Consider the following 12,582-nt stretch of genomic DNA (forward strand, 5'->3'; position numbering starts at 1 on the left):
GATAGGCGCGATGATCTCACGCAAGATGATCGTCGCACGCACCTGTAATCGTGAGGCTCGCGATGTTCGAAGTGCTTTTTGAACAGACGGCGGATGGTCAGCGCTACATCGACTGGCTCCTCTCGGGTCTCGGTTGGACGTTGGCGCTGGCGTTCTTCGGCTGGTGGATCGCGTTTGCCATCGGCGTCGTGGTTGGAATCGGCCGAACCGTCCAAAACCGGCTCGTTGCGGCACTGGCCCGGCTATACGTCGAAATATTCCGGAACATCCCCGTTCTGGTGCAGATGTTCCTCTGGTACTTCGTCCTACCCGAGGTTTTGCCGGGATCACTCGGCAACGCGGTCAAGCAAATACCACCGCCCTGGGGCTCGTTCCTTCCGGCGCTGCTCTGCCTCGGTCTCTATACCGCCGCCCGCATCGCCGAACAGGTCCGCGCCGGGATCGAGGCCTTGCCGAAGGGGCAAGCCGAAGCAGCCAACGCGCTTGGCCTTGGCGGGTACCTGACCTATCGATACGTCATCGTCCCGCAAGCCCTGCGCCTCATCGTGCCGAGCCTGACCAGCGAGGTGATGGGCATCTACAAGAATACGTCGGTTGCGCTGACGATCGGCCTCATGGAGCTGACCGCTCAGGCGCGTCAAATCAGCGAAGCCACGTTTCAAACCTTCACGGCTTTCGGTGCCGCGACGCTCATCTATCTCGCGCTCGCCCTGATCGCCTATCAGTCGATGATGCTCATCGACAAGGCCCTGCACATCCCGGGCACCGTCCCCGTCAAGGACATCACCGAACCGGAACTGACGGAAGACGTGCAACTGCCTGCCACCATGGAGGTCGTGAAATGAACAGCCTCGATTTCTCGATAATCCTGCAGGCGTGGCCCTATCTCTGGTCGGGGCTGCTGTTCTCCCTTGCGCTGACGGCTGTGGCTTCTCTCATCGGCTTGGTTCTGGGGACCTGCTTTGCCCTGGTGCAGCATTTCGAGATTCCGGTCGTCAGCCAGATCGTGCGTGGTTACATCGCGCTGATGCGATCGATCCCTCTCATCCTGGTCTTGTTCTGGTTCTTCTTCCTCGTGCCGATCGTGCTTGGGCACCTGAGCGGAAACGGCCGTCCGATTCCGATCGGCGCCACCTACACCGCCTTCATCACCTTCGGTCTGTTCGAGGCGGCCTACTACTCGGAGATCATTCGCGTCGGGTTGCGCGCGGTAAACAAGGGCCAGTTCGAAGCGTGCCAGGCGCTCGCATTATCCACTTTCGACACCTACCGGTCCGTGATCCTGCCGCAGGTGATCCGCGTGGCCAGTCCGATCATCCTGAGCCAGACCATCATCCTGTTTCAGGACACCTCGCTCGTCTATGTTCTCTCGCTCACAGACCTCCTCGGCGCAGCTTCGAAGCTTGCGCAACTCAACGGACGTCTTGTCGAGATGTATCTGGCCGTGGCGCTGGTCTACCTCGTCATCAGTTCGGCGGCATCCCAGTGCGTTGCCTCGCTCCGAAAGCGTTACGCATTCACCGGGTCGCATCGATAGTCGATCAGCGGTCTGAAAAGCAAAAGCCACCAGTCCGGACTTAAATTTGGGAGACGAAAATGCTGCAGGAAAGCGCTGGTCGCCCGGCCCCGCCCTCCTCGATCGTCGTCGTGGAAAATCTGGTGAAGCGGTTCGGCCGTTTCGCGGCGCTGAACGACGTCAATCTCGAGGTCGCAAGAGGGGAAAAGATCGTTATCTGCGGACCCTCGGGGTCTGGCAAGTCGACGCTGATCCGCTGCATCAACCATATCGAAAAGCATGATGGCGGCCGGATCGTCATCGACGGCGTCGAGCTGACCGATCGCATGACCGACATCAACAGCGTGCGTTGCGAGGTCGGGATGGTGTTTCAAAGCTTCAACCTGTTCCCGCATCTCTCGGTCGTCGAGAACTGCATGCTGGCTCCGATCAAGGTTCGCGGGCTTTCCCGGCTGGATGCTCATGATCGCGCGATCGGCCTGCTCAGGAAGGTGCGTATCCATGACCAGGCAAGCAAATACCCGGCACAGCTCTCGGGCGGGCAGCAGCAGCGTGTCGCCATCGCGCGTGCCCTGTGCATGCAGCCAAAGATCATGCTGTTCGACGAGCCGACTTCCGCGCTCGATCCGGAGATGGTCAAAGAGGTGCTCGAAACGATGGTCGAGCTCGCGCAAGAGGGAATGACGATGGTCTGCGTCACGCACGAAATGGGGTTCGCGCGCGAGGTCGCTGATCGGGTGGTCTTCATGGATCGTGGTTCGATCGTGGAAGAAGGCGATCCGGACTCATTCTTCCGCGCTCCCCGCACGGAACGTGCGAAGAGCTTCCTGAGCCAGATCATCCACTAGGGCAGGAGCCGACGGCGGCTCTGGATCCGGTGGTTCACGCCGCCTTGGCAGCGTGCTCGGCGGCGTGTTTTTGCTGCGCGCTTTTGCGCCACATCGACCCCACCACCAGCACGATCGCGATGCCGATCAGGCCGCACACCACTTCGGCACCATGACCGCCATTGGCGAAGTGCAAGCCGATCGGGCCTAAAACGCGGTCGAGCGAAACGCCGATCGGCCCATCGGAAAGCGCCCGCAAATGCGGAACGACGGCAGGATCGGTGGCCATCACCTCGCCGGCGACCCAGCCGAGCAGGCCTGCACCGGCCCATACCAGAGCCGGCATGCGCGTCAGCAGCGCCATGATCAGCGCCGCACCGGCAACGATCAGGGGAACGCTGATCGCAAGGCCGATCACCAGCAGCGGAATGCTGCCATTGGCGGCCGCCGCAACCGCGATCACGTTGTCGAGGCTCATCACGATGTCGGCGATCGCCACGATCCGCACGGCAGCCCACAGATGCGCCGCCGCGTGCACGTCGCCCTCACCTTCATCTTCGGGCACCAACAGCTTGGCCGCGATGTAGAGCAGTGCCAGGCCGCCGACCAGCTTGAGGAACGGCAGCGCCATCAGCGACACGACGATGCCGGTGAAGATGATGCGCAGCCCAACGGCGACGCCGGCGCCGAGGATCATGCCCCAGAACCGCTGGCGCGGCGGCAGCCCGCGGCACGCCATCGCGATGACGAGCGCATTGTCGCCCGACAGCAGGATGTTGATCCACATGATCTTGCCGAGCGCGACCCAGAAGGTGGGCTGCTGCATCTCGGCCTGGAACTGCGTGAAGAAGGTCGAGATCGTCGCCGGATCGAAAATTTGCAGCACCCAGTTCACAGCATGCTCCCCCCGGCGCTTGGCCGTCCTGGGCGACGCTCGCGCGCCGCTCGTTTTGAATTAACCGACGATTTCGTTGCCGGAAAAGAACTGCGCGATTTCAATCGCGGCCGTCTCCGTCGCGTCCGAACCATGCACCGAATTCTCGCCGATCGACTTGGCGTGAACCTTGCGGATCGTGCCCTCGGCGGCCTTCGACGGATCGGTGGCCCCCATCACGTCGCGATATTTCACCACCGCGCCCTCGCCCTGCAACACCTGCACCACGACCGGGCCCGACGTCATGAAGTCGACCAGTTCGCCGAAGAACGGACGCGCCTTGTGGACCGCGTAAAAGGTTTCAGCCTGGTCGCGCGTCATGCGAATGCGCTTCTGGGCCACGATCCGAAGACCCGCCTTCTCGATCAACGCGTTGACGGCGCCGGTCAGATTGCGCTCGGTCGCGTCGGGTTTGATGATCGAGAAAGTGCGTTCCATCGCCATGATTACGTCCTTACAACACGCTGATTGAGAGTTGGGGGCTTATATCGGCGCAGTCCTGCGACGGCAAGCGACCCAATGCCGCGCTATCGCGCAGTTTTGACGCGTTTTGGTTGGCCAAGCCCCAGTCCGCCCCGGATCGTGTCCGGGCCGGGCTTTCGGCCGAAAACGCTTCGGGCCCTTGATTGCAGCCATATCACGCCGGCCCGAAGGCGTTCAGCACGTTAGGCTTTCAGGTAGTCGGACGGTCTTGTGGGCCGACCAGAAGCGATCTCACGGATGGCGCGTTTTCCGCGCCGAAACCTCGCGGAGACGATCACGCTTCGCGATCGGATGATCGTGTTTCGCAATCGATCGCCTTGCATTGCCGGGGCTTCGCTGGGATTGGGCCCGCATCCGCTTCGGCGGGCCGGCTATGGCCCCCGGCCATTCAGGGAACCAGTGGGACTGCGCTTTTCCGGCTCGCTTCAGATGCATGCATAGGAGTTCTGCAACCGGAAACAAATCGCAGCCTCGTGACTTGATCCTGCAGCAACTTACTCAGATTTACTCAAAGCGACGCTGGAACTCGCCATGGATAGCCGAATCAATACCGTTTTCGAGCAGATCGATCACCGGACTTCGCGATCGATCTGCGATGCCGTCGGCGAACGGTTGCAGCAGTACATGCGTCCGGAAACCGAACTCTCGCCCCGCTTGCAGCAATTGATCAACGAGCTCCGCCGGCGTGAGAACGAGCGGCATTAACCTGTATCGGGAGCTTCAGGAGAGCCGATTTGCCAGATAAATCGGTTGCGTTTGGCGGCGTGTCCGGTGACAAGGCCGCATGCTTTCAATCACAGATATCTCGATCCGGATTGCCGGACGGCTTTTGATCGAGGACAGCTCGGTGCAGATCGTGCCCGGCGCCCGTGTCGGCTTTGTCGGCCGCAATGGCGTCGGGAAATCGACGCTGTTTCACGCGATTCGCGGTGATCTGCCGACCGAATCCGGCAGCATCTCCATACCTCCGCGCTGGCGGATCGGCAGCCTTGCGCAGGAAGCACCCGACGGGCCGGAAAGCCTCATCAACGTCGTGCTGAAGGCCGACCTCGAACGCGACGCGTTGTTGCAGGAAGCCGAGACCGCCGACGATCCGCACCGGATCGCCGAGATCCAGACCCGGCTGGTCGATATCGATGCGCATTCGGCGCCCGCCCGCGCCGCGGCGATCCTCTCGGGCCTCGGCTTCTCGACCGCGGATCAGGCCCGCCCTTGTTCGGAATTCTCCGGCGGCTGGCGCATGCGCGTCGCACTTGCCGCGACGCTGTTCGCGGCGCCCGATTTGCTGCTGCTCGACGAGCCCACCAACTATCTCGACCTCGAAGGCACGCTCTGGCTGGAAGACCATCTGGCGAATTATCCGCGCACGGTGATCGTGATCAGCCATGATCGCGATCTGCTCGACACGTCGGTCGACCAGATCCTGCATCTCGATCGCGGCAAGCTGACGCTCTACAAAGGCACCTATTCGTCGTTCGAGGAGCAGCGCGCCACGCGCGAGATGCTCGACGCCAAGCACGCCAAGCGGCAGATGGACGAGCGCAAGCGGCTGCAGGCGTTCGTCGACCGTTTCAAGGCGAAAGCATCCAAGGCGCGCCAAGCCCAGTCGCGCGTGAAAATGCTGGAGCGGATGAAGCCGGTCACGGCGCTGGTGACACAGGACGTGCGCGAGATTTCGTTCCCGACGCCTGAAAGGATGCTGTCGCCGCCGATCATCGCGGTCGATGACGTCTCGGTCGGCTACGATCCCAAAAAACCCGTGCTCAACCGCGTCACCCTGCGCATCGACACCGAGGATCGCATCGCGCTATTGGGATCGAACGGCAACGGCAAATCGACACTTGTAAAACTGCTGGCGAACAAGTTGCCACCGTTCTCGGGACGGATCACGCGCGCGGAAAAACTGTCGGTCGGCTATTTCGCGCAGCATCAGGTCGACGAACTCAACCTGGACGGCTCGCCTTACGACCATGTCCGCAAGCTGATGCCCGACACGCCCGAGAGCAAGGTGCGCGCGCGCGTCGGCGCCATCGGATTTTCCGGCAAGGCCGGCGACACCCTGGTGAAAAGCCTGTCGGGCGGCGAGAAGGCGCGGCTGCTGCTCGGCCTCGCCACGTTCTACGGCCCCAACATGATCATCCTGGACGAGCCGACCAACCATCTGGACATCGACAGCCGCGCCGCCCTGGCCGAAGCGATCAATGAATTTCCCGGCGCCGTCATCATGGTCTCGCATGACCGCTATCTGATCGAAGCCTGCGCCGATCAATTGTGGGTGGTCGCCAACCAGACGGTAACGACCTATGACGGCGATCTCGACGATTATCGGCGGATGGTGCTGTCGATCCGCGACGTCAGACCCGCTTCGCGCGACCGTGGCAATGAGCGCGCGAAGGAAAACGCAAAGCCCGAGCGCGGCAAAAGCGAAAAGCGCACGCCGTTGCGGCAGAAAATCGCCGAGGCCGAGGCCGAGATCGCGCGCATCAACGGCATCATCGCCAAGATCGACACCGCGCTCGCGCTGCCGGATCTGTTCACGCGCGATCCGAAGCAGGCCGCCCAGCTCAGCAAGGCCCGCGCCGGTGCCGCAAGCGCCCTGCAGCGCGCTGAGGAAGACTGGCTGGAAGCAAGTTCGCAATATGACGAGGCGACCGGCTGAGAGCAATCTTGAGCAAAGCGCCTCGCACCTGCGGAGCCGAGAATGGCGCAGAATATCTACGACAATCCCGAGTTTTTTGCCGGCTACAGCAAGTTGCGCCGCTCAGTGCACGGGCTCGACGGCGCCCCGGAATGGCCCGCGATACGCGCGCTGCTTCCGAATTTCAACGGCAAGCGGATCGTCGATCTCGGCTGCGGCTTCGGCTGGTTCGCCCGGTGGGCGAAGATGCATGGCGCAGCGCATATCCTCGCGCTGGATATTTCCGAGAACATGATTGCTCGAGCCACAGCCGATACAAGCGATCCGGATATCGAATATGCGATCGCAGATCTCGATCATCTCGATCTACCCGAAGCCTCTTTCGATCTGGCTTATAGTTCGCTTGCGTTTCACTACGTACAGGATTTCGAAAGGCTGGTTCGGATGGTGCATCGCTCGCTCACGTCAGGCGCGCACCTCGTCTTCACTATCGAGCATCCAATATACATGGCGCCGACCCGTCCGGGCTGGTCGGTTGATAGTGATGGCCGCAGGACGTGGCCGGTCAATCAGTATTCCGTCGAGGGTCCCCGAAGGACAGATTGGCTCGCGAAAGACGTGCTGAAATATCACCGGACGATCGGGACAACGCTAAACATCCTGATCGGTGCCAACTTCACTATCCGACATGTTCAGGAGTGGGGTCCCGCAGACGATGAGATTGCCAGCAACCCTGATCTGGCTGAAGAACTGGAGCGGCCAATGATGTTGTTGGTGGTCGCTCAACGCTGAGCGGATGCTGCCACCTCCCCGAGCGGGTTGGTGATCCAAACTTCCACCAGTCCGGCTACGTCGCCGCCGGCTTTCGCTTCGGCTTGGCGCCCCTCGGCTGTTGCACCGGCTCGGGCCCGCGTTCGATCGACGACAGACGTCCGGCGGTGAAGGTGTAGATGCCGGCGCGCTGGCCGCGCGAATAGGTGACGATCGCAACGCGATCGCCGCGGGGATTATTCGAGAAGTTGACGCTGTCGGGCGTGCCGATGCCGCGCACCACGTCGCATTCGGTATGGCCAAGCGCGACGGTACCGGTCGTCGAGGGCGGCGTACCGGCCTGCGCATTGGCGTCGGCCGCACCGGGCGGCGGCGCCATTCCCGGACAGGCGCCATCGGCGGAGACGAGATCTTCCGCCGTGACCGGCTTGTCCGGCGTCAGCGGCGGCGTCTCGATCGAAATGTTTTTGATGAAGATGCGGCCGGGACGCGAAAACCAATCGGCATCCTTCGAAAGCAGGTCGGGCGCGCCGCTGCAGCCCGCGATCACGGGACCGAGCAGAAGCAACGCCAGCAATGGCTTTCGATTGAACGTTCCGTCTCGCACGCTAGGCCCAGGCTCCGCCCCGAATGTAACTACTTGTCCCAACATCACTTTGCGGCACGACCATGGCTAGCCACAAGCCCGCCGGAAGAAACTTCAAATTATCATTAATTGCCTTATATCGCTATTGCCGGCGCTGCCAGCGGCCCCGCTCGTCGGCTTGCCAGTAGGTCACCTCGAAGCCGCGGGCCTTGCAATCGGTCCAAACGCCACGCGCCGCGGTCAGCGCGTCGGAATCGTCGCCGTTGAAAACCAGCACCAGGCGCTCGTAGCTGTCGGAATCGGCGGGCAGCGCGGCATTGTCGATCAGGAACCTGACATTGGCGCGATTCGGGTTGCCCTCCTCGGTCGAGAGGATGATGGGCTGATCCGGCGCATCTGCGGCGCGCCAGGTGGCGTGCGGCAGGAACGAATCGTCGCTGTAGGTCCACAAATGCGCATCGAGCGCATCGGTGCGTTCCGGCGAGGTCGATTGCACGACCACGCGCCAGCCCCGCTCCAGCGACTTTTCCAGGAGCGGCGGCAGCACGCTTTCGAGCGACATGTTCTGCAAATGGTAGAACAGGACTTCCGTCATGCAGGTTTCTGCTCTTCCGCTACTATTGCGCTGCTATTTTTTGGCTTCGTAATATTCCGCGACCAGCCGGTCGAGCAGACGAACGCCGTAGCCGGAACCCCAGCTGTGATTGATCTCGGTTTTCGGCGCGCCCATCGCGGTTCCCGCGATGTCGAGATGCGCCCACGGCGTATCGTCGACGAAACGCTGCAGGAACTGGGCGGCGGTGATCGAGCCGCCGTACCGTGCACCGGCATTCTTCATGTCGGCAAATTGCGAATCCATCAGCTTGTCGTATTCCGGACCGAGCGGCAGACGCCAGACTTTCTCGCCGGTCTCAAGGCCGACCTTGCTCAGCCGTTCGGACAACTCGTCATTGTTGGAGAACAGGCCGGCATGTTCGGTGCCGAGCGCGACCATGATCGCGCCGGTCAGCGTGGCCAGATCGACCATGAATTTCGGCTTGAACTTCTTGTTGACGTGCCAGAGCACGTCGGCCAGCACGAGCCGGCCTTCGGCATCGGTGTTGATGATCTCGATGGTCTGCCCCGACATCGAGGTCACGATGTCGCCGGGACGCTGGGCGTTGCCGTCAGGCATGTTCTCGACGAGGCCGATGGCGCCGACGACGTTGATCTTGGCCTTGCGCGCCGCCAGCGCATGCATCAGGCCGACCACGCAGGCAGCTCCCCCCATGTCGCCTTTCATGTCTTCCATGCTGGCGGCGCCCTTGATGGAAATGCCGCCGGTGTCGAAACAGACGCCCTTGCCGATGAAGGCAACCGGCTGCTCGCCCTTCTTGCCGCCGTTCCAGCGCATGATCACGGTGCGGCTGGGACGGGTCGAGCCCTGGCCGACGCCGAGCAGCGCACCCATGCCGAGCTTGGTCATCGCCTTGACGTCGAGCACCTCGACATTGACGCCGACCTTCTTGAGCTGACTGGCGCGGCGCGCGAACTCGATCGGGAAAAGCACGTTCGGCGGCTCGTTGACGAGCTCGCGCGCGATGATCACGCCGTCGACGACGTGGGATTCCGGCGCGAAGGCTTTGCGAGCGGCGGCAACGTCAGCGACGGCAATCGAAAGATCTGATCGCAAGGCGCCGTTGTCGTCCTTTTTCTTGGTCTTGTAGCGGTCGAATTTATAGGCGCGCAGCCGGACGCCCACCGCGACGGCGGCGGCCTGATCAGGCTGCATCGCGCCATCAGGCAGTTCGGCGATGATGGTGACGGCGTCGCTGGCGGCATTGAGCTTGCCGGCGGTGACGCCGCCGAATTTGAGAAAATCCTTCTCCTTCAGCGCCGACGGTTTGCCGAGACCGACGACGATCAGCCGCGGCGCCTTGATTCCCTCTGGCGCCAGAATGTCCAGCGCCGCGCCGCTTTTGCCCTTGAACTGGTTGGCCGCCGCCGCCCGCTTGACGGTGTCGGCCGCTGATCCCAGCGCCTTGCGGGTCGCCGCGCCGAACTTCAGCGCATCGTCGCAAAACACCACGAGAATGCCGCGGGACGCCGCGGAAAACGGGACAAAGCCGACCTTGACGGCGTCGGACATAGGCAATTCCTCCAGAATTCAGGGGCTGACTTCGGGACCGGAAGCGGTCCCAAGGATATGCGGAGCGGTATTCAGAATGGTCTCTTGGTGGCGGTCCCGATCGGCCGGGACCTTGATTTGCCACACTATGGCCTGTCAGCCGCGGCGCTGCCAAGGCGCCTGCGTGGCCCCCAGGCCACAGGGGCCGAATAATTAACCATATCCTAAGGGTGCCACGGCCCGGCCATTTTGTTGACGGATCAAAGGGATGGTAGTGAGAATGGAGACGGCTGAAAGGCTGGCGGCGCGACCTTGGGGATCCCGGTTTCGGGATTGGTCGCAAGCCGCTCTTTTGGCACGCTAGGTGGGATCGTGCGGTAAACGATGGGGTCGATCGACAAGTATATCTTCCGCACGACGCTTGCGTCGTTTGCGCTGGTCCTGGTCAGCCTGACGGGCGTGATCTGGATTACGCAGGCGTTGCGCGGCATCGACCTGATGACGAGCCAGGGTCAGACCATCATTACCTTCCTCGGCATCACCAGCCTGGTGATTCCCGCGCTGGTTCTGATCATCGCGCCGATCGCGCTGATGATCGCGGTCTCGCACACGCTGAACAAGCTCGCCACCGATTCCGAGATCATCGTGATGAACGCCGCCGGCTTCTCGCCGTTCCGGCTGTTCCGTCCCTTCTTCTACGCCACCTGCGTGGTGGCGCTGATGGTCGCCTTCATCGGCGCCTATCTCGCCCCCGACGGCATGCGCCGGATCAAGCAATGGGACGCCGAGATCACCGCCGACGTGCTGACCAACATCCTGCAGCCCGGTCGCTTCGCCCAGCTCGACCAGAACCTGACGATTCGCATCCGCGAACGCCTGCCGGGCGGTGTGCTCGCCGGCATCTTCGTCGACGATCGCCGCGATCCGAAAGAACGCGTCACCATCATCGCCGATCACGGCACGGTGCTGAAGAACGAGAACGGCTCGTACCTGGTGCTGGAAGACGGCAATCTCGAACGTTTCGAGGCGGGAAAACGCGACCCCGCGCTGGTGGCGTTCGGCCGCTACGCATTCGACATGTCGAAATTCTCCAATCAGCGCGACGCGGTGCTGGGGATTCGCGAACGCTACATCTGGGAACTGGTTTCACCCGATGAAAACGATCCGGTGTTCAAGAAATTGGGCGGCCAGTTTCGCGCCGAATTGCACGACCGCCTCATGGCGCCGGTGTATCCGTTCGCGTTTGCGGTCCTGACGTTCGCGTTTCTGGGCACGCCGCGCACCACGCGGCAGAGCCGCAACTTTTCGATCGGCGGTTCGATTGTCGCGGTGTTCGGGCTGCGCATGGCCGGATTCGCCTGCTCCGTCATGGCGGTGAAAAATCCCGCCGCCGCGCTGGTCCAGTACGTGATGCTGTTCGCCTCGATCGGCGTCGGCTTGTGGATGATTGTCGGCGGCGTGGTGGTGGAACCGCCGGCCGCACTGATCGAGGCGATCAACAAATCAAATGCGCGCCTGGCGCGGCTCTTTGGACGGCCGGCCACAGCATGAGCATGTTGACCAATACGCTCGGGCGATATTTCGCCGGCCGCTTCCTGGTCGCGGCGGTGGGCGTGTTTGCGAGCATCTTCGTGCTGCTGGTGCTGGTCGACTACATCGAAATGGTGCGCAAGACCTCGGGGCTGGCGTCGGCGTCGGCGATCACGGTCGCGCAGACGTCGCTGTACCGCGTGCCGCAGCTGCTCGAAAAGCTGATGCCGTTCTGCGTCCTGATCGGCGCGATGACCTGCTACCTCGCGCTGTCGCGGCGGCTCGAACTCGTGGTGGCGCGCGCCGCCGGCGTCTCCGCCTGGCAGTTCATTGCGCCCGCGCTCGCCAGCGCGATCATCCTCGGCACCGCGGCGACCGTCGCCTACAATCCAATGTCGGCGAACCTGCGCGAACTCTCCAAACGGATGGAAGCGGAGCTGTTCGGCTCGGCACCCGGCGGCGGCATTCAGGACGCTGCCGGATTCTGGCTCAACCAGATCAACAGCGAGGGCCAGACCATCATCAACGCCGCCCGCAGCGAGCGGCAGGGCGTGCGGCTGACCGGTCTCACCGTGTTCCGGTTTGATACAAACCTGCAGTTCAAGGAACGAATCGAGGCCCGCGAGGCGTCGCTGGAAGAAGGCCGCTGGGTGTTCAAATCGGTGCGCCGATACTCCCTCGACAAGCCGCCGATCGACCAGGAAAACCTGTACATCACAACCACCCTGACGCCGGCCCAGATTCGCAACAGTTTCTCGACCCCGGAAACTGTGTCTTTTTGGCAACTCCCCGGCTATATCCGATCTTCGGAGAGCTCGGGATTTGCGACCGCCGGCTACCGTTTGCAGTATCACAAGCTCATCGCACAGCCGTTTTTGCTGGCTGCAATGGTGATGTTGGCGGCGTCGGTCAGCCTTCGCTTCTTCCGGATGGGCGGCGTGCAAAAGATGGTTTTGAGTGGCGTGGGTGCGGGCTTTCTGCTCTACGTTCTGTCGAAAGTAACTGAGGATTTGAGCAAGGCTGAGTTGATGCATCCCATCGCTGCGGCGTGGTTGCCCGTATGCGTGGGCGGCCTCACCGGTTTTTTGGCCTTGCTGTACCAGGAGGACGGGTAGTGGCCGTTGTCGCCGCCCGCCAGTTGAGGTCGCCTGCGTTCAGGCGGTGCAGCCCGCTGCGCCGCCAGCGGAGCC

General features: G+C 62.4%; 13 protein-coding genes. 7 read left to right on the forward strand and 6 right to left on the reverse strand.

From position 1 onward, the window contains the following. The first annotated feature begins 62 nt into the window (after positions 1-62). Genes JQ567_RS29225 through JQ567_RS29235 form a run of 3 tightly spaced genes read left to right on the forward strand, consistent with a single transcriptional unit; the run spans position 63 to position 2,364 of the window. Positions 63-845 (forward strand): amino acid ABC transporter permease, encoded by a 783-nt coding sequence (locus JQ567_RS29225; protein ID WP_212442034.1) that lies wholly within the window; start codon positions 63-65, stop codon positions 843-845. Further along, positions 842-1,537 (forward strand): amino acid ABC transporter permease, encoded by a 696-nt coding sequence (locus JQ567_RS29230; protein ID WP_212442035.1) that lies wholly within the window; start codon positions 842-844, stop codon positions 1,535-1,537. The genes JQ567_RS29225 and JQ567_RS29230 overlap by 4 nt, the downstream gene beginning before the upstream one ends. A gap of 59 nt (positions 1,538-1,596) precedes the next feature. After that, on the forward strand, positions 1,597-2,364 hold the full coding sequence (locus tag JQ567_RS29235) for an amino acid ABC transporter ATP-binding protein (RefSeq protein WP_249165807.1): 768 nt from the start codon (positions 1,597-1,599) through the stop codon (positions 2,362-2,364). 34 nt (positions 2,365-2,398) lie between these two features. Here the strand turns inward: JQ567_RS29235 and JQ567_RS29240 are convergent, their stop codons facing one another. The 3 genes from JQ567_RS29240 to JQ567_RS29250 form a co-directional block, all read right to left on the reverse strand. Continuing rightward, a complete protein-coding gene (locus tag JQ567_RS29240; protein WP_212442036.1) occupies positions 2,399-3,238 on the reverse strand; it encodes a TerC family protein in 840 nt (279 codons plus the stop codon). A 60-nt stretch (positions 3,239-3,298) separates the two neighbouring features. Continuing rightward, positions 3,299-3,721 (reverse strand): nucleoside-diphosphate kinase, encoded by a 423-nt coding sequence (gene ndk, locus JQ567_RS29245; RefSeq protein ID WP_212442037.1) that lies wholly within the window; start codon positions 3,719-3,721, stop codon positions 3,299-3,301. Positions 3,722-4,264: 543 nt separating this feature from the next. Next, the gene (locus JQ567_RS29250) at positions 4,265-4,462 is read right to left on the reverse strand and encodes a hypothetical protein (RefSeq protein WP_212442038.1); all 198 of its coding nucleotides are present in this window, start codon (positions 4,460-4,462) and stop codon (positions 4,265-4,267) included. A gap of 82 nt (positions 4,463-4,544) precedes the next feature. Between JQ567_RS29250 and abc-f the strand changes: the two genes are divergently transcribed. After that, complete coding sequence (gene abc-f, locus JQ567_RS29255; RefSeq protein WP_212442039.1) at positions 4,545-6,419, forward strand: ribosomal protection-like ABC-F family protein; 1,875 nt, start codon at positions 4,545-4,547, stop codon at positions 6,417-6,419. Positions 6,420-6,461: 42 nt separating this feature from the next. Then, positions 6,462-7,190 (forward strand): class I SAM-dependent methyltransferase, encoded by a 729-nt coding sequence (locus tag JQ567_RS29260; protein WP_212442040.1) that lies wholly within the window; start codon positions 6,462-6,464, stop codon positions 7,188-7,190. Positions 7,191-7,245: 55 nt separating this feature from the next. On the opposite strand, the gene JQ567_RS29265 is transcribed toward JQ567_RS29260, so the two are convergent. From JQ567_RS29265 to JQ567_RS29275, 3 genes are all read right to left on the reverse strand, one after another. Continuing rightward, positions 7,246-7,737, reverse strand: a complete 492-nt coding sequence (locus JQ567_RS29265) for a hypothetical protein (RefSeq protein ID WP_212442075.1) — start codon at positions 7,735-7,737, stop codon at positions 7,246-7,248. A gap of 160 nt (positions 7,738-7,897) precedes the next feature. Then, positions 7,898-8,350, reverse strand: coding sequence for a DNA polymerase III subunit chi (locus JQ567_RS29270; RefSeq protein ID WP_212442041.1), 453 nt, complete (start codon positions 8,348-8,350; stop codon positions 7,898-7,900). A 33-nt stretch (positions 8,351-8,383) separates the two neighbouring features. After that, entirely contained in the window at positions 8,384-9,883 is a 1,500-nt protein-coding gene (locus JQ567_RS29275) for a leucyl aminopeptidase (protein ID WP_212442042.1), read from the reverse strand. Positions 9,884-10,246: 363 nt separating this feature from the next. Between JQ567_RS29275 and lptF the strand changes: the two genes are divergently transcribed. Then, on the forward strand, positions 10,247-11,413 hold the full coding sequence (gene lptF / locus JQ567_RS29280; protein WP_212442043.1) for an LPS export ABC transporter permease LptF: 1,167 nt from the start codon (positions 10,247-10,249) through the stop codon (positions 11,411-11,413). Continuing rightward, positions 11,410-12,507, forward strand: a complete 1,098-nt coding sequence (lptG, locus tag JQ567_RS29285) for an LPS export ABC transporter permease LptG (RefSeq protein WP_212442044.1) — start codon at positions 11,410-11,412, stop codon at positions 12,505-12,507. Before lptF ends, lptG begins: the two co-directional genes overlap by 4 nt. Positions 12,508-12,582 lie beyond the last annotated feature (75 nt).

The organism is Bradyrhizobium sp. AUGA SZCCT0431 (assembly GCF_018131065.1).
Taxonomy (GTDB): domain Bacteria; phylum Pseudomonadota; class Alphaproteobacteria; order Rhizobiales; family Xanthobacteraceae; genus Bradyrhizobium.